Here is a 24,802-nt window from a genome sequence, read left to right on the forward strand (position 1 = left end):
CCGATGGAAATCGTATAATCCTCAAGCGGTCGGACGCTCCATGCGAGCTGGTCCAGCTTCTCTTCGAGATCGTCCAGGATGCTTCCCGATCCGTTGTCCGAAGTCCTCTCGCTCCTGAAGCCTCGAAGCTCTGTATCGTCGGGCTTCGAGGCGGGCGGCGACTGGGCGGTGCGCTTTGCGGACCCGGAGGCGCGCATCAAGTGCTACGCCGTCACGCACGGGTCCTGCTGGCTGAGTGTCGAGGGGGGCGAGGCGCCCGTGCGCATCGCGGCCGGCGAATGCTTCGTCCTGCCGCGGGGGCGCCCCTTTCGCCTGGGAAGCGATCTCGTCACACCGCCCGTCGACGCCCGCACGATCTTCCCGCCCCGCGTCGTCGGTGGGGTCGTCAGCCTCAACGGTGGCGGGTCGTTCGCCCTGGTCGGCAGCCGCTTTGCGGTCGAGGGGCGGCTGGCGTCCGTCCTTCTGGACGGCCTACCCGCCATCGTGCAGGTGCGCGGCGCGGCGGACCAGGAAGCGCTCGTCTGGCTGGTCGAGCAGATGCGGCGCGAGGTGCGCGAGCCGAGACCGGGCGGCGCGCTCGTCGCAAGGCACCTCGCCCACATGATGCTCGTCCAGGCCCTGCGGCTGCATCTCGCCGATGCGGCGACGAGCGGCACCGGATGGTATTTCGCGCTCGCCCATCCGCGGCTTGCCGCGGCGATGGCGGCCCTCCACGCCGATCCCGGCCGGCGCTGGACCTTGAGCGAACTCGGACGCATCGCCGGCATGTCGCGCTCCGCCTTCGCGCTGACCTTTCGCGAGCGCGTCGGGGAGACGCCGATCGGCTATCTCCAGCGCTGGCGGATGCTCCTGGCGGGTGAGCGCCTCAAGCAAGGCGAGCCGATCGCGGCGATCGCACCGGGGCTCGGCTACGAGTCCGAAAGCGCGTTCAGTACCGCCTTCAAGCGCACCATGGGCTGCACACCCCGCGCCTTCAGGACGCAGGCCTAGAGCGCTTTCCGACCGGCTCGAATGGCCGTCATCGTCCTTCGGACGCCCGCTGCGCGGCGGGGCGCTTTCGCTCCGCGGCGGCGTTGCTCGTCGGTCACGATGCGACAGCATCGCTCCCTCCTCGCGCCTTGCCGAGAACCAAAACCACCTCCGTGCCGACCACCCGAACCGGTCGGGAAACGCTCTCGACGAGGCCGCCGTATCGCGCCCGCAATGCGACCTCACACCCGATCGCCCGCCGGCCCGACCGCCACCCTCGTCGGGGCGCCGGAAGCCTGCGAGGAGGCCAGGATCGCGTCGATCAGGGCGTGGACCTTCAACGCCTCGCGTCCCAAGACGCGCGGTTCGCGGCCCTCAGTGAGACTGTCGAGAAAGTCTGCCAGCAGTCGCTGGTGGTTCGCGCTGGAGAAGGCCATGGGATCGGCGCCCGTGCCGTTGCCCACCGTTCCGTCCTCGATGCGCCACTGGCGGCCGTCCGCCAGCGTGACGGCGACGCTCGACGAATCGAGCCGCAGCGAGCCCAGGGTGCCGAACAGGTCGATCGCATCGGGAAAGCCGGGAAAGGCTGCGGTCGTCGCGCTGACCGCGCCGAGCGCGCCGTTGGGAAAGCGCAGCGCCGCGTGGGCCACGTCCTCCGTCTCCATCCGGTGGGCGCGGCTGGTCGTGGCGAAGCCCGCGACCTCATCGGGCAGGCCGACGAGCGCGATCATCGCGTCGAGTGTATGGATGCCTTGCGTGAGAAGCACGCCGCCGCCGTCGCGCGTCCGCGTTCCCCGCCCCGCTTCGTCATAGTAGCTCTGCGGCCGCCAGTTGCTGAGACGCGCGGAGACGCTGACCACCTCGCCGATGGCGCCCTCGCGGAGGAGACGCAGGGTCCCTTCCACCGATGGGCGGAACCGGTTCTGCAGGACGACGCCGAGCCGCACGCCCGCCCCCTCCGCCGCCTCGACCAGCGCGCGGGACCGGGCCGGGTCGACCTCCAGCGGCTTCTCCAGGAGGATGTGCTTGCCGGCCGCCGCCGCCTGGCGCACGAGATCGAGATGCGTCGCGGGTGGGGTCAGGATGAGGACGGCCTCGACCGAGCGGTCGTCGAGAAGGGCTTCGAGCCGCTCCGCCACCGGAAGCCCATGCGCTTGCCCGAACGCGGCGCGGCGCTCGGGCGACGGGCTGAACGCCCCGGCGACCTCCACGTGGGACCCGAGCGCACGAAGCGCCGCGACATGGGGGGCGGCCGCCATGCCGAGCCCGACGATTCCGATCCTCACCATCGACGTTCCTCCCGATACAAAGTCATCATACCATTTCTGAATTTGTATGTTGACATGATCTCCGCTGCGGCACTACCGTCCGCTTGCCTTGGGAGGGGCTCGCGCACGCATGGCACTCGTCGACCCGAACTATCTGTTTCCGGCCGAACCCGGCGTGCGCTCGCTGGCACGTGACCTCTACGGCACGGTCCGCGACCTTCCGATCGTCAGTCCGCACGGCCATACCGACCCGCGCTGGTACGCCGACAACCAGCTGTTTCCCGATCCGGCGCAGCTGCTGATCGTCCCCGATCACTACATCTTCCGGATGCTGTTCAGCCAGGGACACCGGCTCGAGGACTTCGGCGTTCCGACGCTCGACGGTGCGCCGGTGGAAACGGACGGGCGCACGATCTGGCGACGGTTCGCAAAGTCGTATTATCACTTTCGCGGCACGCCGACACGGCTCTGGCTCGACTACACGCTCCAGACCCTCTTCGCGCTGGACGAGCCGCTGACGGGAGCGACCGCCGACCGGCACTACGATGCGATCGCCGAGCGGCTCGCCAGCGACAGCTATCGCCCCCGTGCGCTCTACGAGCGGTTCAACATCGAAGTGATCGCCACCACCGATGGCGCGCTGGACGATCTGTCGTCGCATCGCGCGATCCGCGACAGCGGCTGGCGGGGCCGCATCGTGCCGACCTATCGCCCGGATGCCGTGGTGGATCCCGATTTCGAGGGCTTTGCCGCCAATCTCGACCGGCTCGCCGACATCTCGGGCGCCGATACCGGCACGTGGGACGGCTATCTCGACGCGCACCGCCGGCGTCGGGCCGCGTTCCAGGCACTCGGCGCGACGGCCACAGATCACGGCCACCCGACCGCCGAGACCGCGAACCTCACCCACACTGAAGCCGCACGCCTGTTCGACCGGGTGCGCCTCGGCACGGCCGACGCCGGCGAGCGCGCCCTGTTCCGGGCCCAGATGCTGACCGAAATGGCGCGCATGAGCGCCGACGACGGGCTGGTCATGCAGATCCACCCCGGCTCCATGCGCAACCATTCGGCCGCCATGTTCGCCCGCTTCGGCCGCGACAAGGGCTTCGACATCCCGACGCGCACCGACTACGTGCGCGCGCTCCAGCCGCTTCTCGACGCCGTCGGCACCGATCCGCGCGCGAGCGTCATCCTCTTCACGCTGGACGAGACGAGCTACGCACGCGAGCTCGCCCCGCTCGCCGGCGTCTATCCCGCGTTGAAGCTCGGCCCCGCCTGGTGGTTCCACGACAGCCCGGAAGGCATGCGCCGTTTCCGCGAGGCGACGACCGAGACGGCCGGCTTCTACAACACGGTCGGCTTCAACGACGACACCCGTGCCTTCCCCTCGATCCCCGCGCGCCACGACGTCGCGCGTCGCGTCGACTGCGCCTTCCTCGCCCGCCTCGTGACCGAGCACCGCCTGCGCGAGGCGGAAGCGCACGAGCTGGCCCACGACCTCGCCTACGGCCTCGCCAAGAAGGCCTACCGGCTTTGATACCGCCGCGTCTCAGGACGGACCCGTTCGAAGACGCGGCGGCCAGGCCCGAACGGAGGCCCGCCCCCGTGGGCGAAGCCGAACTGGCATGACCGATCAGAACAGGGCGAAAAGCCCGGACCCTTTGGAGGAACACCCCATGCGCATGATGAAACTCCTGGCGGGCGTCGCGCTCGCTTCCCTTCTCGGCATGGGCGCGGCCGGCGCCCAGACGCTCCTTCGCTCGTCCGACACCCACCCGGACGGCTATCCGACGGTCGAGGGCGTCAAGTATTTCGGCGAGCTGGTGAAGGAGCGCACGGCCGGGCGCTACGAGGTCGAGGTCTACCACTCCGCCCAGCTCGGCGAGGAGAAGGACACGATCGAGCAGGTGCGCTCGGGCGTGATCCAGCTGAACCGCGTCTCCATGGCGCCCTTCAACGGCACGGTGAAGGAGACGATCGTCCCGGCGCTGCCTTACGTGTTCCGCGACGAGGAGCACATGCACAAGGTCATGGACGGCCCGGTCGGCGACCAGATCAAGGCCGCGTTCGAGCCGGCCGGTCTCGTGGCGCTCGCCTTCTACGACGCGGGCTCGCGCTCCTTCTACAATTCCAAGAAGCCGATCCGCACGGTCGCCGACCTCGCCGGTCTCAAGTTCCGCGTCATCCAGTCCGACATCTTCGTCGACATGACGTCGGCGCTCGGCGCCAACGCCACCCCGATGCCCTACGGCGAGGTCTATTCCTCGATCGAGACTGGCGTCATCGACGGGGCCGAGAACAACTTCCCGAGCTACGACACGGCCCGCCACGTCGAGGTCGCGAAATACTATTCGCTCGACCAGCACACGATCCTTCCCGAGGTCTTCGTGATGAACAAGGCGGCCTTCGACGCCCTGACGCCGGAGGATCAGGCGATCTTCCGCCAGGCCGCCAAGGACAGCGTCGGGCGCCAGCGCGAGTTGTGGACCGCGATGACGGAAAGCTCGCGCAAGAAGGTCGAGGAGGCCGGCGCCGAGATCAACGAGGTCGAGAAGCAGGGCTTCATCGACGCGATGAAGCCGGTCTACGACAAGCACGTGAAGGACGACGTCCTGCGCAAGCTCGTCGAGGACGTGCGCGCGACGCAGTAAGGCGGCTCCCTCGGGGTCGGCGCAGTCGCCCCCGATCCCCCATCCTGACCGCCCGTCGGCCGCGCGTCACCGCGCGCGGCACCGGCGCCCTGCACTCCCCGCGCAACGGATGATCCGATGTCCGCACAGCCGATCTATGGCGTCCCGATCCTGTCACGGTTCAACCTCGCCGCCCTCTATGTCGCGGGCATCGGGCTCGTCCTGATGACGCTGATCGTCGGCTGGCAGGTGTTCTGCCGCTACGTCCTCAACGATTCTCCGAGCTGGACGGAACCGGGCGCCGTGATGCTGATGAGCTGGTTCATTTTTCTGGGCGCCGCCGTCGGCGTGCGCGAGAACAACCATCTCGGCTTCGACGTCCTCCTTTATGTCGTGCCGCCCGGCGGCAAGAAGTGGCTGCGGATGATCTCCGACATCGCGATCCTCGTCTTCGGGATCGGCATGGTCTGGTACGGCTCCAGCCTCGTCGCGCTCACCGCCGCGACCACGCTGCCCGCGCTCGGCATCTCCGGCGCCTGGGACTACTACCCGATCGTCGGCGGCGGGGCGCTCGTCTCGCTCTTCGCGCTGGAGCGCATCGTCCTGCGCCTGTCGGGCGCGCCGATCGACGCGGCGCTCGACGAGGTCGCCCCGTCCGAGATCGCGGTCGAACTCGAGAACATCGCCGACGTGCGCCGCGACGCGGCCGACCTCAACACCAAGGGCTGACCGTCATGGAACTCCTGATCCTCTTCGGCAGCTTCACGGCCCTGATGCTGATCGGCACGCCGATCGCCTTCTGCCTCGGCATCTCGAGCCTCGCCACGGTCGCCTATATGGGCCTGCCGCCGCTCGTCGTGTTCCAGCGGCTGAATTCGGGCATGAGCGTCTTCTCGATGCTCGCCATCCCCTTCTTCATCTACGCCGGCGACCTGATGGTGCGCGGCGGCATCGCCGGGCGCATCGTCGCCTTCGCGGCGAGCGTCATCGGCCACGTGCGCGGTGGCCTGGGGCAGGTCAACATCCTGACCTCGACCCTCTTCGGCGGCATCTCCGGCTCGGCGGTGGCGGAGGCGGCGGCCGTCGGCGGCATCATGATCCCGCAAATGAAGTCGCGCGGCTACGGCGCGGACTACGCCGTCAACGTCACCTCGATGGCGGCGCTGATCGCGCTCCTCCTGCCGCCGTCGCACAACATGATCATCTACTCGATCTCGGCGGGCGGGCGCATCTCGATCGCCGACCTCTTCACCGCCGGCATCATCCCCGGCCTGCTTCTGGCCGCCTCGCTCATGGTGACGGCCTATATCGTGGCGCGGAAGCGCGGCTATCCGACCGAGCCGTTCCAGGGCTTCCTCGTCATCGGCCATCTTCTGGCCGCCGCGGTGCCGGGCCTCCTTCTCATCGCCATCATCTTCGGCGGCGTGCGGTCCGGTATCTTCACGGCGACCGAGAGCTCCTGCATCGCCGTCCTCTACGCGCTCCTCGTCACCACCTTCGTCTACCGGCAGCTGACCTGGGCGGACTTCGTCCATGCCACGATGGGCGCGGTGCGCACCACCGCCATGGTGCTCCTCATCATCGGCACGGCCGCCGCCTTCTCCTGGCTGATGGCGTTCCTCCGGGTGCCGGCGACCCTCGTCGACTGGATGCAGGGCCTCTCCGACAACCCGATCATGATCCTCCTTCTCCTCAACGTCTTGATGCTGCTGCTCGGCACCTTCATGGACATGGGGCCGACGATCATCATCACGACGCCGATCTTCCTGCCGATCGCCACCGCCTACGGCATCGATCCCGTGCATTTCGGGGTGATCATGATCCTGAACTACGGCATCGGGCTGAACACGCCGCCCGTCGGCGGGGTGCAGTTCGTGGCCTGCGCCGTCGGCCGGATCACGGTATGGGAGGCGATGCGCTCCGTATGGCCGTTCTACGGGGCGGGCGTCGTGGTCCTGCTGCTCGTGACCTACATTCCCGCCCTGTCGCTGTGGCTGCCAGCCGTGTTCCGATAAGGGTCTGACCGATGTCCGAAGCATTCGTGGATGGGCGCATCGAGCGCAAGGCGAAGCTCTCGGAGTCCGTCGTCAGCGCCCTGCGCGCCCAGATCATCGCCGGCGACTTCGCCGTCGGCGAGAAGCTGCCGACCGAGACACGCATGTCCGAGATCTTCGGCGTCAGCCGCACCGTGGTGCGCGAGGCCGTCGCCATCCTGTCGGCCGACGGGCTGGTCGAGCCGCGCCACGGCGCGGGCGTCTTCGTGCGGATGAACCCGCAGCGCCGCATCGCCTCCATCGCGGCCGACGTCGGCGATCGCATCAGCCAGGCGATCAACGTGCTCGAGGTGCGCATGGGCATCGAGATCGAGAGCGCGGGGCTCGCGGCCGAGCGCTGCAACGCCTCGCAGGCGGCCCGCATCCAGGAGGCCTTCTTCGAGTTCGACCGCCTCATCCCGCTCGGCGAGCAGACCGGCAAGGCGGACTTCGCCTTCCACCGCGAGATCGCGGCGGCCACCAACAACCCGTTCTACGTCGACATCCTCGACGCGCTTGGCGACCGCACCATCCCCTGCGACCGCACCTCGCCCTGGTATTCGGTCGAGGTCCTCTCGCCGCAATACCTGATGGGCCTGCAGCGCGAGCACCTCGCGGTGCTCCAAGCGATCACCGCGGGCGACCCGGCCGGCGCGCGCGACGCGATGCGCCGGCATCTCACTTCCGCCCAGCAGCGCTACCGCCGCCGCCTCGCCCACCAGCAGGACTCCTACGCCGCCGCAGCCGGCGGCCGACGCCCTCCCGATACGGAACCGGAACCATCATGACGATCGACCACGAGACACGCTTTGCCGTCCATCCCGATGCGGCGGCAGCCATGGGCACCGAGGACCTCCGCCGGCACTTCCTGATCCAGGACCTCTTCCAGCCCGGCCGCATCCGCCTCACCTACACCCACTACGACCGCATGATCGTCGGCGGTGCCGTCCCGGGCGCCGATCCCCTCCCCCTCGAAACCATCCGCCCCAACGGCACGGCGCGCTTCCTGGAGCGCCGCGAACTCGTGGTCGTCCATGTCGGCGGCGGCGCGGCGGAGATCCGCGCCGGCGAGGAGAGCCACGCGCTCCAGCCCCGCGACATGCTCTATGTCGGCATGGGGCAGGAGGTGACGTTCCGCTCCGCCGATGCCGGCGATCCCGCGCGGCTCTATCTCCTGTCGGCGCCCGCCCACCGCACGCTGCCGACGCGGCACCTGCCGCATGCGGCGGCGAAGCGCATGGATCTCGGCGCCCGCGCCACCGCCAACGAGCGCTCGATCTTCCAGTACACGACGACGATCGAGACCTGCCAGATCGTCGTCGGCATGACCCAGTTGGCCGAGGGCTCGGTCTGGAACACGATGCCAGCGCATATCCACGACCGGCGTATGGAGGCCTATCTCTACTTCGACCTGCCCCTCGAGGCGCGGGTCTTCCACATGATGGGCGCGCCGCACGAGACGCGCTACATCGTCATGGCCAACGAGGAGGCGGTCGTCTCGCCGCCCTGGTCGATCCATTCGGGCTGCGGCACCAGCGCCTACGCCTTCGTCTGGGCGATGGCGGGCGACAACGTCGACTACACCGACATGGACCCCGCGCCCCTGAAGGACATGCGCTGATGACCCCGGATCCCTTCAGCCTCCACGGCCGGCGCATCGCGGTGACCGGCGCCAACACCGGGATCGGCCGGGGCATCGCGCTCGCCGTCGCCCGCGCCGGTGGCGCTGTCGTCGGCATCGGCCGCTCGGCGATGGACGAGACCGCCGCCGAGATCGAGGCGGCGGGCGGCGTGTTTTCGAGCTGCCGCGTCGATCTGTCGAACGTCGCGGCGGGCGTCGAGGCGCTGGACGGCATCATGGGCGAGGCGCCGCTCGACGGTCTCGTCAACAATGCCGGGATCATCCGGCGGGCGGATTCCACCGAGTTCACCGAGGCCGAATGGGACGCGGTGATGGACGTGAACCTGAAGTCGGTGTTTTTCCTGTCGCAGGCCTTCGCGCGAAGCTGCCTGTCCGCCGGCCGGCCCGGACGGATCGTCAACATCGCCTCGCTCCTGTCGTTCCAGGGCGGCATCCGCGTGCCGTCCTACACGGCGGCCAAGCACGGCGTCGCGGGGATCACCAAGATCCTCGCCAACGAATGGGCAGCGCGCGACATCAACGTCAACGCCATCGCACCCGGCTACATCGAGACCAACAACACGGCGGCGCTGCGCGCCGACCCGGACCGATCCCGCGCGATCCTCGAGCGCATCCCGGCCGGTCGCTGGGGCGTCGCCGAGGATATCGGCGCGGCCACGGTGTTCCTGCTCGCCGAGGCCTCGCGCTACGTCCACGGAACGGTTCTGCCGGTCGACGGCGGCTGGCTCGCGAGGTGACCCCGATGACCGCCAAACCCGACATCTTCGCGCGCGCCGGCGACGGCACCTTCGAGCCGACGCCCGACGGCAACGAGCGGCGCATCGTTTGCTGGACGCCCGAACTGATGATGGTCGAGTTCCGCTTCGAGGCCGGCGGCGTCGGCTGGCTGCACGAGCATCCGCACGTCCAGTCGAGCTATGTCGCGGAAGGGGCCTTCGAGGTGACTGTGGACGGTCGTACCGAGACGCTGCGCGCCGGCGACTGCTTCATCGTCCCGTCCGGCCTGCGGCACGGCGTGAAGGCGCTCGAGAAGGGCCGTCTCGTCGACACGTTCACGCCCTCCCGGCAGGATTTCCTGTCGCATCCGCCCGGCTGACGCGCAGCAGCCTTTTCGTGCCGCCGGACGCGCGCCGTTGCCAGGCGGTCCCGGTCCGTCGCATCAAGGCGTTTCTTCAGCGGCGCGCCTTCGGGAGGAGTGGGTATGGGCAGCGGCATCGAACTGGCGACCTATCCGGGTCTCGACGAGCGGATTTCGGTGCTTCGGCTCGGCACCACCGTCGATGCGATCTTCGTGCGCACGGCGCGCTTCGACGTCCTTATCGATACGCTCGACACGCCCGAGACGTGCCGTGAGGCGATGGAACTCGTCGGCGCAGAACGCGGTGGCCGGCCGCTGGTCGTCGTGAACTCCCACATGGACTGGGACCATTTCTGGGGCAACGCGGCCGTCGCCGGGCGGGCGGCGATCGTCGCGCACGAGGCCGCGCGCGAGCGCTTCCGGAACGGAAGCGTCCACGAGGTCCTGCGGCGCAAGGCGGCAGAGGACGCGCGCTTCGGCGCGGTCGAGCTTCATCCGCCCACCTTGTTCTTCTCCGATCGGATAGGACTCGACGGGGGCGATCTCACGCTCGAACTCCTCCACACGCCGGGGCACGCGCCCGACCATGTCGTGGTCTGGATCCCGGAACTGCGGACATGCCTGGCGGTCGATGCGGTCGAGAACCCGATTCCGAAGGTCTGGAGCGACGATCCAGCGGACCTTGCCTCCCTCGTCGCCTCGCTCCACCGCATCAGGCGCCTCGGCGCGCAACACCTCGTCCTCGCGCATGGCCAGACCGATGCGCCCTCGACGATGGACAGGAACCTTGCCTACTTCGAGGCGCTGGCCGAACGCGTCGGCGCACTCGGCGCCGCGCCCTCGGTCGCCCCGGACGACGCGCTGCCGGACGGGCTCCGGTTGACGGACTTCGTGGAGGGCATCGACGCCCTGCCGGACGCCGCACGCCGGTTCTACGAGCGCTTCCACCGGGCAAACCTTGCCGCCACCATCCGCAGCGTTCACGGCCGCCGCTGACGGCGCGGGCCGGTGATGGACGGCGGGTGCCCGCAGACCGGCCCCCGGCGTCAGTCCCGGTCGTTCGGAGGCGTCGGCGCCTGATGGTCGGCGATGGCGCCCGCCGTGGTCCACCAGATGCGCGGATCGTCCTTCTCGCGCAACCGGGTCAGGACGCGATCGAGGTGGAGGGCCCGGTGGGCCTGTCCCATGATGTAGGGGTGGAGCGCGATCCCGAGAACCACGGGGCGCCGGTCGCATTCGCTCAGAAGCTGATCGACGGCATCCTCGATCATCGCGGCAAAGGTCGCCCCCTCCTGATGGCGCGAGACGATCGCAGGGATGTCGTTGATCTCCTGCGAATAGGGAACCGACAGGATCCCCGTCCCGCTGCGCGTCCGCAGCCGGATCGGCTGGTCGTCGTGCGCCCAGTCGAGAACGTAGGCGAAGCCCGCCTCCTCCAGAAGATCGGGCGTCCGATGGCTTTCGGAAATCCACGGCCCCAGCCAGCCCAGCGGCCGGACGCCGATCGTCGCGAAATCGTCGAGGGTTCGGGCGATCATCGCGCGCTCCTCGTCCTCGCCCATCCCGCCTTGCGCCTCCGCATTGGTGCGGCCATGGGCAGCGATCTCGTCGCCCCGGTCCCGGCAGGCTTCGGCAAGGCCCGGGCAGCGTTCGATCACCGCGCTGTTCAGAAGCGCCGTCGTGGTCAGCTCCAGCCGGTCGAACATCTCCATGAAGCGCCAGGCGCCGACCCGGTTGCCGTAGTCCCGCCAGGCGAAGTTCATCACGTCGGGCTGGGTCTGGGACGGCGCGAGCGTCGCTCCCAGCCCGTCGCCGAACCCGAACACCTCGTGGTTGACGCCGAGATAGACGGCCAGCCGGCGTCCCTCGGGCCAGGCGTAGTCCGGACGCCCGACGATGGGCGCGTAGTCGTACCGGCCGTGATGGGGAAGCTGGCTCATGGCGAAATCCTGGGCGCGTGACGAAGTGTGCGGCGGGAATGCCGGCGGCCGGAACGTGCGTCCGCGGCCAGGCGCCGGGCAGAGCCGGCCGTTCTAGACGCTCGGCCGGATCGAGGGTTCCGCGCGTCGCTCGGATCACGGTTCATGCCGAAGGGCAACCGGGACCATCCGGCCATCGTCCCGCCAGAGCCTGCCCGGCGCGTCGTCGCGACCGGCTCTCGCGTGGCGATGACCAGATCGCGCCCTGCCCGAGCGGAGTGATGAAGCCAATCCCGGGCACGGTCCGCCCTGTCCATCCCACGCCCCGGTTTTGTGCAGCGCACATGCTTGCCGCCCGTTTCATCATCGCATAGCGTCCCCTCACCGGGACGTGACGGGATTCTCTCTCGCCGCTCCTGCTCGCCCCACGAACCCGACGAGGTCGCCCGTGTCTTCTTCTCTCCGTTCGCTCGCCTGCCGCCTGTTTGCCGGGACCGTGCTTCTCGGATCGGTCGCCGCAGGCTCGGCGGCCCTGGCCGAGACCCCGGCCGACACGCTGGTGATCGCCAACGGCATCGACGACATGAAGTCGCTCGACCCGGCCGAAAGCTTCGAGTTCTCGGGCCAGGATCAGATCAACAACATCTACGAGACGCTGGTCGAGATCGATCCGCAGACGCTGAAGCCCGTTCCGGGACTGGCCGCCAGTTGGTCGGTCAGCGACGACGGCCTGACCTTCACCTTCAAGATGGCCGAGGGGCGCAAGTTCGCGTCCGGTAATCCGGTGACAGCCGAGGACGCCGCCTTCTCGCTCCAGCGCGCCGTGAAGCTCGACCAGACGCCGGCCTTCATCCTCACCCAGTTCGGCCTCAGCAAGGACAATGTCGACCAGACCGTGAAGGCGGTGGACGCCTCGACGCTCCAGATCGTCACCGACAAGCCCTACGCGCCGTCCTTCCTCTACAACGCGCTGACCGCCGAGGTCGGCTCGATTGTCGACAAGGCGGTGGTGATGGAGAATGCCGGCGAGGACTACGGCAACACGTGGCTCGACACCCATTCGGCGGGCTCGGGTCCCTATGTCCTGCGCGCCTGGAAGCCGAACGAGTCCGTCGTGCTCGACGCCAACCCGAACTTCGACCGCGAGGTCGCGATGAAGCGCGTCTTCGTGCGCCATGTCGTCGAGCCCGCGACGCAGCTCCTTCTTCTCCAGAAGGGCGACGTCGACGTCGCGCGCAACCTCGGGCCCACCGACATCGCTTCTGTCGAGAAGGATGCGAACCTCAAGGTCCAGACCGAGCTGCGCGGACAGGTCTACTATCTCTCCGGCAACCAGAAGGACGAGATCCTGTCGAAGCCGAAGGTGATGGAGGCGATAAAGTACCTGATCGACTACGACGGCATCACCAGCCAGCTCCTGAAGGGCCAGGAGCAGGTGCACCAGTCCTTCCTGCCCGCCGGCTTCCTCGGCGCGATCGAGGACAAGCCGTTCAAGCTCGACGTCGCCAAGGCCAAGGCGCTTCTGGCTGAGGCCGGCTATCCCGACGGGTTCGAGACCGAGATCCTGATCCGCAACGAGAAGGAGCGCGTCGACATCGCGCAGGCCATCCAGGGCACGCTCGCCCAGGCCGGCATCAAGGCGTCGCTCCGCTCGGTGACGGGCGCCGAGGCGCTCTCGATCTATCGCGCGCGCAACCACAAGCTGACGCTGCAGACCTGGGGTCCGGACTACCCGGACCCGCAGACCAACGCCTCGGTCTTCGCCGCCAACGCCGACAACTCCGACGCGGGCGCCCTCGTCGGCAACCTCGCCTGGCGCAACGCCTATGCGGCCACGGAAACGACGCCGCAGGTGGCCGCCGCCGTGGTCGAGAAGGACGAGGCCAAGCGCGCCAAGCTCTACGAGGACATGCAGCGCCATGAGCAGATGGCCTCGCCGATCGCCGTCCTCTTCCAGCGCTCCGAGCAGCCGGCCGTGCGCAAGGGCGTCGACGGCTTCAAGACCGGCAGCGCGGTGGCCTCGGCCTTCTACTGGACCGTGACCAAGACGGCGCAGTAAGCGTGATCGCCAAGACCGTGGAGGCGGGCCGTTGAGCCCGCCCGTGATCGACGAGCCGGCGCTGCACGGCGCCCGCTCGGGGCTTCGCGCCTTCGGCCTGCCGCGCTTCGTCTCGCGCGGCGCGAGCCTTCTGTTCAGCCTGCTGCTGACGCTCTTCGGCCTGCTCTTCGTCACCTTCCTGATCGCGCGCGTCGTGCCGGTCGATCCGGTGCTCGCGATCGTCGGCGACCGGGCGACGCAGGCGCAGTACGACGCCGCGCGCGTCTCGCTCGGCCTCGACCAGCCGCTCCCCGTCCAGTTCGTGCGTTATCTCGGCGATGTCGTGACCGGCGATCTCGGGCGCTCTAACCTCACCTCGCGCCCCGTCGTCGAGGACATCGCCTCGGCCTTCCCGGCAACGCTCGAACTTGCCACGCTCGCGACGCTGATCGGCGTCCTGATCGGCGTGCCCGCGGGCGTCGTCAGCGCGGTGCACCAAGGGCGATGGCAAGACCAGGCGATCCGCGTCGTCGGGCTGCTCGGCTATTCCATGCCGGTCTTCTGGCTCGGCCTCATCGCCCTTCTCGTGTTCTACGGGCAGCTCGGCTGGGTCGGCGGCCCCGGGCGGCTCGACGTGTCCTACGAGCTCGCCTACGAGTTCGACGTGACGCCCGTCACCGGCTCGATCCTCATCGATTCCGCGCTGTCGGGCGCCTGGGACGTGTTCCGCAACGCCTTGTCGCACCTGATCCTGCCGGCGCTGGTGCTCGGCTACTTCTCGCTCGCCTACATCTCGCGCATGACGCGCTCGTTCATGCTGGAGCAGCTGTCGCAGGACTATGTGACGACCGCGCGCGTCAAGGGCGTGTCGGAGCGGCGCGTCGTCTGGGTCCACGCGCTCGGCAACGCCATGGTGCCGCTCGTGACCGTGATCGCCCTGTCCTATGCCGCGCTTCTGGAGGGATCGGTGCTCACCGAAACCGTCTTCGCCTGGCCCGGCCTCGGGCTCTACATCACGCAGGCCCTCTTCGCCGCCGACTTCAACGCCGTGCTCGGCGGCACGCTGGTCATCGGCGCGGTCTTCGTCGTCCTCAACATCCTGTCCGACCTCGTCTACACGCTGGTCGATCCGAGGGCGCGATGAGCGGGACGGCTTCGACCTCCACCGGCTGGGTCGGCTGGCTGACGACGGACACGCCGCGCTCGCGGCTGCAGGCGCGCGCCGTCTCGCTCTACCAGGGTTGGCGCATCCTCAGCCGCAATCCGCTGGCGATGATCGGCCTCGTTCTCATCGCGATCCTTCTCCTGATGGCGGCCTTCGCGCCGCTTCTCGCCACGCACGATCCCAACGCGCAGAACCTGTCCACGCGCCTCCTGCCGCCCGGCGCCGGACACTTTCTGGGAACCGACGAACTCGGCCGCGACGTCTGGAGCCGCCTCGTCTACGGCTCGCGGGTCACGCTCTATGTCGTCGCCCTCGTCGCATTGACGGCGCCGGTGCTCGGCCTCGTGATCGGCACCGTCGCCGGGACGCTTGGTGGCTGGACCGACCGCGTCCTGATGCGCATCACCGACATCTTTCTCGCCTTCCCACGCCTCGTGCTGGCGCTCGCCTTCGTCGCGGCGCTTGGTCCCGGCATCGAGAACGCGGTCCTCGCCATCGCCTTGACCGCATGGCCACCCTATGCGCGCGTCGCGCGCGCCGAGACGCTGACCGTGCGCCGCTCCGACTACATCGCCGCCGCCCGGCTGCAGGGGGCGGGCACGCTGCGCATCATCACCGGCCACATCATGCCGATGTGCCTGTCTTCGGTGATCGTGCGCATCACGCTCGACATGGCCGGCATCATCCTGACGGCCGCCGGCCTCGGCTTCCTCGGCCTCGGCGCGCAGCCGCCGCTCGCCGAATGGGGGGCGATGATCTCGTCGGGCCGGCAGTACCTCCTCACCCACTGGTGGGTCGCGACCATTCCGGGCATCGCGATCCTGCTCGTCAGCCTCGCCTTCAACCTCCTCGGCGACGCGCTTCGCGACATTCTCGATCCCAGGAGCGGCCAGCAATGAGCGGGCCCGCCTCGTCCGACGCACCGCTTCTCGAGGTGCGCAATCTCCAGGTCGGGTTCGATACGCGGCGCGGTCTCGTGGAAGCCGTGCGCGACATCTCCTTCGATGTCGGGCGCGAGCGGGTCGCGATCGTCGGCGAATCGGGCTCCGGCAAGTCGATGACGGGGCGTGCGATCCTGCGCCTCGTGCGCCCGCCCGGGCACGTCGCGGCCGACCGCCTCGCCTTTCGCGGCACCGATCTCCTCGGCCTGTCCGAAAAGGAGATGCGCGCGGTGCGCGGCCGGCGCATCGCCATGGTCATGCAGGACCCGAAATATTCGCTGAACCCCGTCATGCGGATCGACCGGCAGCTCGGCGAGGCGCTGCGCGCCCACGGGCGCATCTCGTCCCGTGAGGCGAGGCATCGCATGATCGCGATGCTGGAGGACGTCCAGATCCGCGATCCCGAGCGCGTCCTGCGATCCTATCCGCACGAATTGTCGGGCGGCATGGGGCAGCGCGTCATGATCGCGATGATGCTGATCCCGGAGCCCGAACTCCTGATCGCGGACGAGCCGACCTCGGCGCTCGACGTCACCGTCCAGCTCGAGGTCCTTCGGATCCTCGACGGACTCGTGCGCGGGCGCGGCATGGGGCTCCTGTTCATCAGCCATGACCTGCGCCTCGTATCGACCTTCTGCGACCGGGTGCTCGTGATGTATCGCGGGCGGATCGTCGAGGAGATCGAGGCCGACCGGCTCGGCCAAGCGCGCCACCCCTATACGCAGGGGCTTCTTGCCTGCCTGCCGCGCATCGGCGGCGGGCACGAGACCCTGCCGACGCTCGACCGCCGACCGGAATGGCTGAACGCATGACGACGGGACCCCGCATCGAAGTCCGCGACCTGGTGGTGACGCTCGAGGAAGGCCGCAACCGCGTCGACGCGGTGAAGGGCGTGTCCTTCCGGGTGGAGACGGGCGAGTCCTTCGGTCTCGTCGGCGAATCGGGCTCTGGCAAATCCACGATCCTGCGTGCCATCTGCGGGCTGGCGCCGATCTCGGCGGGCGAGATCCGGGTGGATGGCGAGACGCTCGGGGAGCGGCGCGACAAGCGCTTCGCCGCCCGCGTCCAGATGGTGTTCCAGGACCCCTACGGCTCGCTGCACCCGCGCCACACGATCGACCGCATCCTGTCAGAGCCGCTGGCGATCCACGGTCTCAAGGATCGCGACAGGCGGGTGCTCCAGGCGCTGTCGGACGTCGGGCTCGACCCGGCCTTCCGCTTCCGCCTGCCGCACCAGCTCTCGGGTGGGCAGCGCCAGCGGATCGCAATCGCCCGCGCGCTGATCCTCGAGCCGTCGGTCCTGCTTCTCGACGAGCCGACCTCGGCGCTCGACGCCTCGATCCAGGCCGAGGTCCTGAACCTCCTCACGCGACTTCGCGCGGAACGGGGTCTGACCTACCTCTTCGTCAGCCACGATCTCGCCGTGGTCGACCACATGTGCGAGCGCCTCCTCGTCATGCGCGGCGGCGAGGCGGTGGAAGCGCTGGAGGAGGGTCGCCTCGCTGCCCGAGACGTCGCGTCCGATTATGCGCGGACGCTGATGACGGCGAGCGACGGCTTCGTGCGCCCGCCAGCCAGCGGATAGGGCGCGTCGTCAGGCGGCCTCTTCCTCGATCGTCAGGTCCCGCAGGAGCGTGTGGATCTCGTCGCCGCTGAGGCGCGACGGGTCGAAGCCGCTGGACGCGCCGACGCCGGCAAAGCGCCCGGCATCGACGTCCGACGCCCCGACGAAGCCCATCGCCCAGTTCGGAAAGCTGCGGGCGGCGATCGGATCGAGGGCGAGGAGCGACACGTCGCCGTGCCGCTCGTCCTGCTGGATCCGCTCGAAGGCCGCCTCCACCGTCGCGAGCGGGCCCTCCAGCACCTGCGCGAAGCAGCCGCGGTTGAACAGGAGTGCGCCCGTGATGCCGTCGCGCGTGTTGTTGGTGCGGCTTCGCGCCAGGATGTCGCCGACATGGGCGTCGAACGTGTCGGCGTCGCCGCGGATGTGGTTGCGGCTGTAGTAGACGAGACGAAAGAGGTCGTCGTTCATCGCGGATCGCCTTTCGGATCTTGGTCGGGCCGGGTCAGGAAGTCGGCGACGAGATGGGCCGCCATCGGCCGCCCCGTCAGGTAGCCCTGGACATGCGTGCAGCGCTCGTCCCGGATGCGGGCGAGTTGTTCGGCGGTCTCGACGCCCTCGGCGGTGATCGCCATGCCCAGACTTGCGCCGAGCCCCGCGACCGCCCGCAGGATCGCCTCGCTGTCGGCGTTCGCGTTGGCGATGAAGGAGCGGTCGATCTTGATCTTGTTGAACGGGAACTTCTGGAGATAGCTGAGGGACGAATACCCCGTGCCGAAGTCGTCCATCGAGATCTTCACCCCGATGTCGCGAAGCGCGGCGAGCGTCCTCAGGACATTGTCGGTATCGTCGAGAAGCGCGCCCTCGGTGATCTCGATCTCCAGCCGGTGGGCCGACAGGCCCGATCGCTTAAGCGCCGACATCACGGTGTCCAGCAGCGTATCGGCCTTGAACTGGATCGGGGAGACGTTGACCGCGACGATTATCTCGCCCGGCCAGGTTGCCGCCTCCTGGCAGGCCGTCCGCAGCACCCATTCGCCGATCTTGACGATCAGCCCGTTCTCCTCGGCGAGCGAGATGAACTCCAGCGGCGGGATGTAGCCCCGCACCGGGTGCTTCCAGCGCAGGAGCGCCTCGAAGCCGATGCAGCGGTCGTCGGAAAGGTCGAGGAAGGGCTGGAAGTTCAGCTCGAACTGCTTGAGCGCGAGGGCGCGGCGCAGGTCGATCTCCGTTTCCCGGCGTCGCTGCAGGAGATCGTCCATGCCGGTCTCGAACAGGCGGTAGCGGCCCCGGCCGGCCCGCTTGGCCTCGTAGAGCGCGAGGTCACCGTTGCGCAGCAAGTCCCGCGCCTGCGTGACGTCGCCCTGCAGCGCGACGCCGACGCTGACGCCGATGTTGATCGTATGGCCGCTGAGCACATAGGTCCGCCCGACGAGATCCACGATGCGGGCGGCCAGCTTTTCGGCGTCCGCCGTCTCGCGCACGCCGTGCTGGAGGACCACGAACTCGTCGCCGCCCAGACGCGCGACGACGTCGCCCTTCCGGCAGGCGCTGGCGAGGCGGTCGGCCACCTTCTTCAGGAGAAGGTCGCCGATCCCGTGACCCAGCGTGTCGTTGATCATCTTGAAGCGGTCGAGATCGAGGCAGTGGACCGCGACGGCCGAGCCCTCGCCGCGCGCCAGCGCCGCAGCCAGGTGCCGCATGAACATGTTGCGCTTGGCGAGCCCGGTGAGGTCGTCGAGGTCCGCCGCGATGGCGGTTTCCCTCCCCTCGTTCGCGAGCCTGAGGTCGACGACGAACGAGTCCTCGCCGAGGGGCGCGAGCCGGGCGTCGAAGCTCACGTGCTCCTTGGTCGTCAGGATCATCGGCGAGGACCGGCCGCGGTCCGCAGCCGCCGGCGCAAAGCCCGAAAACAGGTCGCGGATGTTGAGACCGATGATCCACCCCCCGAACGAGGCTTCCGCCGCCGCATTGGCATAGGTCACGCTGCCGTCCGCGCCGAGCGCCAGCACGGGATGGGAGAGCCTCTGCAGGATGAGTTCGCAGCTCGGTGGATCGAGCGGGCTCGCGGGCGAAAGGGCAGCGGGAACGTTCATGACGGTCTCCTCGTCATGGCCTGGGAGCCCGAACCCTCGCAGGCGAAGGTTGACGAGCCGCGCGCCGGTCCCGCGCCTGTCCACCGCTTTCGGCGGCGATTGCCGGAACGGTTAGCGCCCCGTGAAGCCGGCGGCACGCGAGACGGTCGGCGCCGAGGCGCGGCGATGCGAGCCCTTTCGGGCATACATCGCGGTATCCGCGACCGACAGAGTCTGCGCCACGGCGTCGCCGGGATGCCAGACGGCCCCGCCCAGCGAAACGGCGATCCGCGTCGGCAGGCTCGACCATCGAAGCTCGTCGGCGGCGGCTTCGCGCAGCGCATCGAGGCGCCGGTCGAGGCAAGCCTCGTCGGGTTCTTCCAGGAGCAGGTGGAACTCGTCGCCCCCGATCCGCGCGGCGGCCTCGCCGGGACGCACGTGATCTCGAAGCCAGGCCCCGACGCGCCGGATCGCCTCGTCCCCGGCGTCGTGCCCGTGGCGGTCGTTGATCCCCTTCAGACCGTCGAGGTCAACGACCACCAGGGCAAAGCCGAGGCGCGATGCGATGGCCGCGTCGCACCGCTCAGCGAGCATCCCCTCGAAGCCGCGCCGGTTGGCAAGACCGGTCAGCGCATCCTTCAGCGCCGCGTTGGCGAGGCGCTTGGTCGCCGTGATGTTCTGGCAGATCGTCAGGATGCGCACGACCTCCCCGGTTTCCCGGTCGATGCAGGGCGAGAGCGTCGTCCGGTACCAGTCGCCGGTCGGGGACATCTCGCCCCGCTCCTCGAACTGCATCGAGCGACGCGACCGGACGCAGACCCCGTAGCGATCCGTCAGCATGCTGGCCTTGGCCAGTGGAACGCAGTCCTCGAACATGCGCCCCGCCAGGCTTCCGCTGGACTGCCCGGTTTCCTTCTCGGCCGCCTGGTTCATGCCGAAGATGCGAAAGCGTGGGCCGGACTCGACGTCCACCACGAAGATCGGGACATCGATCATGTTGAGATTGAATGTCAGATCCATGCTGCGCCCCCGCCCTGCCGCTGCGTCACATTGGCCCTTCGATGGTTGAGGAAGGGATAAGGGTTCGATCCGGCGTGCTTAGACGACCATGGTTTGAAGGACCGTTCAAAGACGAGGCATCCAACTGAGCCGGTTGGGCCTCCGAAAGAACCGCAGGGTTTCCGGCCGCCTCAGTGACCAGAAAATGTGCATCTCTCGATCTGCACAAAATACGGTTGACACGGCCAATGAAAGCGATTTGTCTGAACCAATCGTTCATTGGTTTGGTCACCCCTTGTCGCTCACTGGCCCCGACAATTCCGCCCTGGCTCTCGGTCGCATCCGCGACCTGCTGGGTCAGCTTGCAGGACGAGAGGAAACGCGGCTTCCGACCGAGCGCGCCCTGTCCGAGCAGCTGGGCGTCAGCCGGAGCGCCGTTCGGCGCGCCCTCGAAGTCTTGGAGGCCGAGGGCGTCGTCTGGCGGCGCCAGGGCTCGGGCACCTTTGCCGGCCCCCGGCCGGATCCCTCGCCGGCACAGACCGATCCCCTCGTCGCCTCGATCGATTTCCTGGAGATCATGGAAGTCCGCCTGCGGATCGAGCCGCCGCTTGCACAGCTCGCCGCGATGCGGGCGACGCCGTCCGATGTCGAGCGCATGCGCGAGCTCGTCGAGCGCATCGCGGGAACCGAGGACGCCGACGCGCGCGAGCTCTGGGACGGCGCCCTGCACCGGCAGATCGCCATCAGCGCCCGCAACCGTCTGTTTCTCGCGCTCTTCGACACGGTCGACCGCATCCGCCAGGACGACAGCTGGCGCATCGTCCGCGAACGGGCCCGCACGCTCGCCGGCTCGCGCGCGGCCACGCTTGGGCAGCACTGGGCCATCGTCCACGCCATCGCGGCGCGCGACCCGATGCGGGCCGGCGAGGCGATGCGCGAGCACCTCCTCCTCATCCAGGAAATCCTGATCCGGCAGACCTCGATCGAGCCGGTGCCGCCGCACGTCCCACCAGCCGCCCAAGAGCTAGAGCCCGTCTGACCCCTCCCCCGATCTTTCAGGAACGCGACGCCATGACCCTTCGACGCCTTGCCGTTTCCCTTCTCCTGACCGCCGCTCTCGCCGGCCCTGCCCTGTCGGCCGAGCTGCGGATCGGCCTCGGCGACGATGCCGATGTCCTCGACCCCGCCCAGTCGCGCACCTTCGTCGGGCGCATCGTCTACACCGCGCTCTGCGACAAGCTGGTCGACATCTCGACCGATCTCCAGATCGTCCCGCAGCTGGCGACCGACTGGAAATGGTCGGACGATGCCCGCAGCCTCGTCATGAACCTGCGCCAGGACGCCCGCTTCCACGACGGTGAGCCGCTCGACGCCAAGGCGGTCGTCTTCAACATCGAACGGATGAAGACGCTGCCAGAATCGCGGCGCAAGAGCGAGCTCGCCTCGGTTTCGAAGGTCGAGGCGACGGGCGCTTATCAGGTGACCTTCACGCTCGGCACGCCCGACGTCTCGCTGCTCGCCCAGCTGTCGGACCGGGCGGGCATGATGGTCTCGCCGAAAGCGGCGGCTGCCAGCGGCGCGAACTTCGGGGCCAACCCGGTGTGTTCGGGTCCCTACCGCTTCGTCGAGCGCGTCCAGCAGGATCGCATCGTTCTGGAGAAGTTCGCCGAGCACTGGGACGCGGCGAACTACCCGCTCGATCGCGTCACTTATCTTCCGATCCCGGACACCACCGTGCGCCTCGCCAACCTGCGCTCGGGCGATCTCGACATGGTGGAGCGCGTGGCCGCGAGCGACGCCGCAGCGGTTGCCGCCGATTCGAGCCTGAAGAGCGAGACGGTGATCGGCCTCGGCTACCAAGCGCTCTACGTGAACGTCGCCAACGGCGCACGGGCCGACAACCCGCTCGGCAAGGACAAGCGCGTCCGCCAAGCCTTCTCGCTCGCCATCGACCGCGATGCGATCAACCAGGTGGTCTACGAGGGCACGCAGGCCGCCGGAAACCAGCCATTCCCACCGGAAAGCCCCTGGTTCAACACGAGCTTCCCCGTGCCGGCCCGCGACATCGAGAAGGCGAAGGCCCTGATGGCGGAGGCCGGGGTGTCGAGCGTCGACGTGCAGCTGCAGGCGGCCAACGTGCCGGTGACGATGCAGGCGATGCAGGTCGTCCAGGCGATGGTCGCCGAGGCGGGCTTCAACGTCTCGCTGCAGGCGACCGAGTTCACCACGCTCCTCGCCGCACAAAGCTCGGGCGATTTTCAGATCTCGCGCTCGGACTGGTCGGGCCGGCTCGATCCGGACGGCAACGTCCACCAGTTCATCACCTGCGCGGGTGGCCAGAACGACGTGAAATACTGCAATCCCGCGCTCGATGCCCTGCTCGACGAGGCGCGTACCATCCCGGATCCGGCCGCGCGCAAGGTGAAGTACGACGCAGCCACCGCGATCATGCAGGACGACATGCCGATCATCTACCTCGGCAACCAGTCCTACATCTACGCCTTCGACACCGACGTGTCCGGCTTCACGCCCTATCCCGACGGCCTGATCCGCCTGCGCGGCATGAACAAGGCCGACTGACGCCCCTTCTCAACGCCCGGCGGCCGCGATCGCGCGCCGCCGGCCTCTCCTCCCGAGGCCCGTCATGTTGAGCATCATCGCCAAGCGGCTCCTTCTTGCGATCCCGACGCTTCTGATCGTCTCCGTCTTCGTCTTCCTCCTGCAGAAGCTCCTGCCGGGCGATCCGATCCTGGCGCTGGCCGGCGAGGAGCGCGATCCCGCGACGCTCGATTTCCTGCGCGAGAAGTATCGCCTGAACGATCCGATCATCTGGCAATACGTCTACTGGCTCGGCGACCTCCTGCGCGGCGACCTCGGGATCTCGCTGCGCACCAACCAGCCGGTGACCGAGCTGATCCTCGAGAAGCTGCCCGTCACCATCCAGCTCGCGGTGCTGGCGATGATCCTTGCGATGGCGATCGGCATACCGGCCGGCATTCTCGCCGCCGTGCGCAAGAACTCGGCGATCGACGTGACGGCGAACCTCGTCGCGCTGTCGGGCCTTTCGGTGCCGAACTTCTGGCTCGGCATCATGCTGATCCTCCTCGTCTCGGTGAACCTCGGCTGGCTGCCGGCCTCCGGCTACGCCCCGCTCTTTTCCGATCCGGTCCGCGCCCTCGAGACCATGATCATGCCGGCCTTCGTCCTGTCGACGCCGCTGGCGGCGACCCTGATGCGCCACACGCGCTCGGCCATGCTCGGCGCGCTGAAGGCCGACTACGTGCGCACGGCGCGCGCCAAGGGCCTGTCGCCGCGCGAGGTCGTGCTGGGACACGGGTTCCGCAACGCGCTCCTGCCGGTCGTCACGCTTTCGGCGCTCCTCTTCGGCGACCTCCTCGCCGGGGCCGTCCTCACCGAGCAGATCTTCACGATCCCCGGCTTCGGCAAGCTGATCGTCGATGCCGTGTTCAATCGCGACTACGCGGTGGTGCAGGGCGTCGTCCTGTGCACGGCGGTCGGCTTCATCGCCATGAACCTCGTCGCCGACATTCTCTACGTCCTCCTCAACCCGCGCATGAGGACCGCCCTGTGAGCATCGCAGCCACCACCGCCGTCCCGGCGGCCAGCGCCCTGCGCGACACGCCGATGCGTCGTTCCTGGCGCAAGCTCGCGGCCAATCGCGGCGCGCTCGTCGGCCTCGTCATCGTCGCCTTCTTCACGCTGGCCGCGATCCTCGCCCCCCTCCTGCCCCTGCCCGACCCGAACGCGACAAGCTGGAGCGTGATCCGCAAGGCGCCGTCCGCCGCCCATTGGCTTGGCACCGACGAGATCGGCCGGGACATCCTCTCGCGCCTCGTCTGGGGCACGCGGGCCTCCCTGTCCGCCGGCATCGTGTCGGTGCTGATCGCGGTGGCGATCGGCGTGCCGATCGGGCTCCTCTCCGGCTATTTCGGCGGATGGTTCGACCAGGTCGTCTCGCGGTTGACGGAAGCCTTCCTCGCGATGCCGTTCCTGATCCTCGCCATCGCCCTCGCCGCCTTCCTCGGCCCCTCGCTCGGCAACGCGATGATCGCGATCGGCCTGTCGGCGATGCCGGTCTTCGTGCGCCTCACGCGCGGGCAGGTCCTGTCGGTGATGACGGAGGACTATGTCGAGGGCGCCCGCTCGGTCGGCCTGCGTCACCCGCGCATCCTGTGGCGCTACATCTTTCCCAACGTCCTGCCGCCGATCGTGGTGCAGGCGACGCTGACCATCGCCACCGCCATCATCGCCGAAGCCTCCCTGTCGTTTCTCGGCCTCGGGCAGCAGCCGCCGGCCGCGTCCTGGGGGTCGATGCTGAACACCGCCAAGAACTTCCTCGGCCAGGCGCCCTGGATGGCGCTGTCACCGGGCGCCGCGATCTTCACCGTCGTGATCGCCTTCAATCTCCTGGGCGACGGCCTCGCCGACGCGCTCGACCCCCGCGAATCCTGATCCGGACACCT

24 protein-coding genes are annotated in these 24,802 nt (G+C 68.7%); 19 read left to right on the plus strand and 5 right to left on the minus strand.

Translation table 11 applies throughout. The features are described from left to right. Positions 1-93: 93 nt before the first annotated feature. Positions 94-990, plus strand: a complete 897-nt coding sequence (locus BM175_RS16435; RefSeq protein WP_342029284.1) for an AraC family transcriptional regulator — start codon at positions 94-96, stop codon at positions 988-990. 221 nt (positions 991-1,211) lie between these two features. On the opposite strand, the gene BM175_RS16440 is transcribed toward BM175_RS16435, so the two are convergent. Beyond that, positions 1,212-2,258 (minus strand): Gfo/Idh/MocA family protein, encoded by a 1,047-nt coding sequence (locus BM175_RS16440; protein ID WP_090964915.1) that lies wholly within the window; start codon positions 2,256-2,258, stop codon positions 1,212-1,214. Positions 2,259-2,367: 109 nt separating this feature from the next. Here BM175_RS16440 and uxaC point away from each other — a divergent pair, with 109 nt between their 5' ends. From uxaC to BM175_RS16485, 9 genes are all read left to right on the plus strand, one after another. After that, positions 2,368-3,774: a glucuronate isomerase gene (uxaC, locus tag BM175_RS16445; protein WP_090964917.1), complete on the plus strand. Its 1,407-nt coding sequence runs from the start codon at positions 2,368-2,370 to the stop codon at positions 3,772-3,774. Positions 3,775-3,913: 139 nt separating this feature from the next. After that, complete coding sequence (locus BM175_RS16450) at positions 3,914-4,888, plus strand: TRAP transporter substrate-binding protein (protein WP_090964918.1); 975 nt, start codon at positions 3,914-3,916, stop codon at positions 4,886-4,888. Between the two features lie 117 nt (positions 4,889-5,005). Beyond that, positions 5,006-5,596, plus strand: a complete 591-nt coding sequence (locus tag BM175_RS16455; RefSeq protein ID WP_090964920.1) for a TRAP transporter small permease — start codon at positions 5,006-5,008, stop codon at positions 5,594-5,596. Positions 5,597-5,601: 5 nt separating this feature from the next. Then, a complete protein-coding gene (locus BM175_RS16460) occupies positions 5,602-6,882 on the plus strand; it encodes a TRAP transporter large permease (protein ID WP_090964922.1) in 1,281 nt (426 codons plus the stop codon). A gap of 11 nt (positions 6,883-6,893) precedes the next feature. Continuing rightward, the gene (locus BM175_RS16465; RefSeq protein ID WP_090964924.1) at positions 6,894-7,688 is read left to right on the plus strand and encodes a FadR/GntR family transcriptional regulator; all 795 of its coding nucleotides are present in this window, start codon (positions 6,894-6,896) and stop codon (positions 7,686-7,688) included. Then, on the plus strand, positions 7,685-8,521 hold the full coding sequence (gene kduI, locus BM175_RS16470) for a 5-dehydro-4-deoxy-D-glucuronate isomerase (RefSeq protein ID WP_090964926.1): 837 nt from the start codon (positions 7,685-7,687) through the stop codon (positions 8,519-8,521). Before BM175_RS16465 ends, kduI begins: the two co-directional genes overlap by 4 nt. Continuing rightward, positions 8,521-9,279, plus strand: coding sequence for a 2-dehydro-3-deoxy-D-gluconate 5-dehydrogenase KduD (gene kduD, locus BM175_RS16475; RefSeq protein ID WP_090964928.1), 759 nt, complete (start codon positions 8,521-8,523; stop codon positions 9,277-9,279). Before kduI ends, kduD begins: the two co-directional genes overlap by 1 nt. A 5-nt stretch (positions 9,280-9,284) precedes the next feature. Beyond that, a complete protein-coding gene (locus tag BM175_RS16480; RefSeq protein ID WP_090964930.1) occupies positions 9,285-9,638 on the plus strand; it encodes a cupin domain-containing protein in 354 nt (117 codons plus the stop codon). Positions 9,639-9,743: 105 nt separating this feature from the next. Beyond that, complete coding sequence (locus BM175_RS16485; RefSeq protein WP_090964932.1) at positions 9,744-10,616, plus strand: MBL fold metallo-hydrolase; 873 nt, start codon at positions 9,744-9,746, stop codon at positions 10,614-10,616. Positions 10,617-10,666: 50 nt separating this feature from the next. On the opposite strand, the gene BM175_RS16490 is transcribed toward BM175_RS16485, so the two are convergent. Beyond that, entirely contained in the window at positions 10,667-11,560 is an 894-nt protein-coding gene (locus BM175_RS16490; protein WP_090964933.1) for a polysaccharide deacetylase family protein, read from the minus strand. Positions 11,561-11,987: 427 nt separating this feature from the next. Here BM175_RS16490 and BM175_RS16495 point away from each other — a divergent pair, with 427 nt between their 5' ends. The 5 genes from BM175_RS16495 to BM175_RS16515 are packed head-to-tail and all read left to right on the plus strand — an operon-like array spanning position 11,988 to position 17,268. Continuing rightward, the gene (locus tag BM175_RS16495; RefSeq protein WP_090964934.1) at positions 11,988-13,598 is read left to right on the plus strand and encodes an ABC transporter substrate-binding protein; all 1,611 of its coding nucleotides are present in this window, start codon (positions 11,988-11,990) and stop codon (positions 13,596-13,598) included. Between the two features lie 31 nt (positions 13,599-13,629). Next, positions 13,630-14,721, plus strand: coding sequence for an ABC transporter permease (locus tag BM175_RS16500; protein ID WP_090964936.1), 1,092 nt, complete (start codon positions 13,630-13,632; stop codon positions 14,719-14,721). Next, the gene (gene nikC / locus BM175_RS16505) at positions 14,718-15,641 is read left to right on the plus strand and encodes a nickel transporter permease (protein ID WP_090964938.1); all 924 of its coding nucleotides are present in this window, start codon (positions 14,718-14,720) and stop codon (positions 15,639-15,641) included. The genes BM175_RS16500 and nikC overlap by 4 nt, the downstream gene beginning before the upstream one ends. Continuing rightward, positions 15,638-16,495 (plus strand): ABC transporter ATP-binding protein, encoded by an 858-nt coding sequence (locus tag BM175_RS16510; RefSeq protein WP_090964940.1) that lies wholly within the window; start codon positions 15,638-15,640, stop codon positions 16,493-16,495. The genes nikC and BM175_RS16510 overlap by 4 nt, the downstream gene beginning before the upstream one ends. Then, complete coding sequence (locus BM175_RS16515) at positions 16,492-17,268, plus strand: ABC transporter ATP-binding protein (RefSeq protein WP_090964941.1); 777 nt, start codon at positions 16,492-16,494, stop codon at positions 17,266-17,268. Before BM175_RS16510 ends, BM175_RS16515 begins: the two co-directional genes overlap by 4 nt. A gap of 9 nt (positions 17,269-17,277) precedes the next feature. On the opposite strand, the gene BM175_RS16520 is transcribed toward BM175_RS16515, so the two are convergent. The 3 genes from BM175_RS16520 to BM175_RS16530 all read right to left on the minus strand — a co-directional run bounded on the left by BM175_RS16520 (position 17,278) and on the right by BM175_RS16530 (position 20,339). Next, positions 17,278-17,715 carry a BLUF domain-containing protein gene (locus BM175_RS16520; protein WP_090964943.1) on the minus strand — a complete coding sequence of 146 codons (438 nt, stop codon included), beginning with the start codon at positions 17,713-17,715 and terminating at the stop codon, positions 17,278-17,280. Further along, complete coding sequence (locus tag BM175_RS16525) at positions 17,712-19,340, minus strand: sensor domain-containing protein (protein WP_090965014.1); 1,629 nt, start codon at positions 19,338-19,340, stop codon at positions 17,712-17,714. Before BM175_RS16525 ends, BM175_RS16520 begins: the two co-directional genes overlap by 4 nt. Positions 19,341-19,451: 111 nt before the next feature. Next, entirely contained in the window at positions 19,452-20,339 is an 888-nt protein-coding gene (locus BM175_RS16530) for a sensor domain-containing diguanylate cyclase (RefSeq protein ID WP_090964945.1), read from the minus strand. Positions 20,340-20,613: 274 nt separating this feature from the next. Here BM175_RS16530 and BM175_RS16535 point away from each other — a divergent pair, with 274 nt between their 5' ends. From BM175_RS16535 to BM175_RS16550, 4 genes are all read left to right on the plus strand, one after another. Then, entirely contained in the window at positions 20,614-21,357 is a 744-nt protein-coding gene (locus BM175_RS16535; RefSeq protein ID WP_244546045.1) for a FadR/GntR family transcriptional regulator, read from the plus strand. Positions 21,358-21,389: 32 nt separating this feature from the next. Beyond that, positions 21,390-22,898 carry an ABC transporter substrate-binding protein gene (locus BM175_RS16540; protein ID WP_090964949.1) on the plus strand — a complete coding sequence of 503 codons (1,509 nt, stop codon included), beginning with the start codon at positions 21,390-21,392 and terminating at the stop codon, positions 22,896-22,898. A 64-nt stretch (positions 22,899-22,962) separates the two neighbouring features. Beyond that, entirely contained in the window at positions 22,963-23,910 is a 948-nt protein-coding gene (locus BM175_RS16545) for an ABC transporter permease (protein WP_090964951.1), read from the plus strand. A 53-nt stretch (positions 23,911-23,963) separates the two neighbouring features. After that, positions 23,964-24,791, plus strand: coding sequence for an ABC transporter permease (locus BM175_RS16550; RefSeq protein ID WP_090965016.1), 828 nt, complete (start codon positions 23,964-23,966; stop codon positions 24,789-24,791). The last annotated feature ends 11 nt before the right edge of the window (positions 24,792-24,802 follow it).

The sequence above is a fragment of the Aureimonas phyllosphaerae genome, from assembly GCF_900113065.1.
Lineage (GTDB): Bacteria > Pseudomonadota > Alphaproteobacteria > Rhizobiales > Rhizobiaceae > Aureimonas > Aureimonas phyllosphaerae.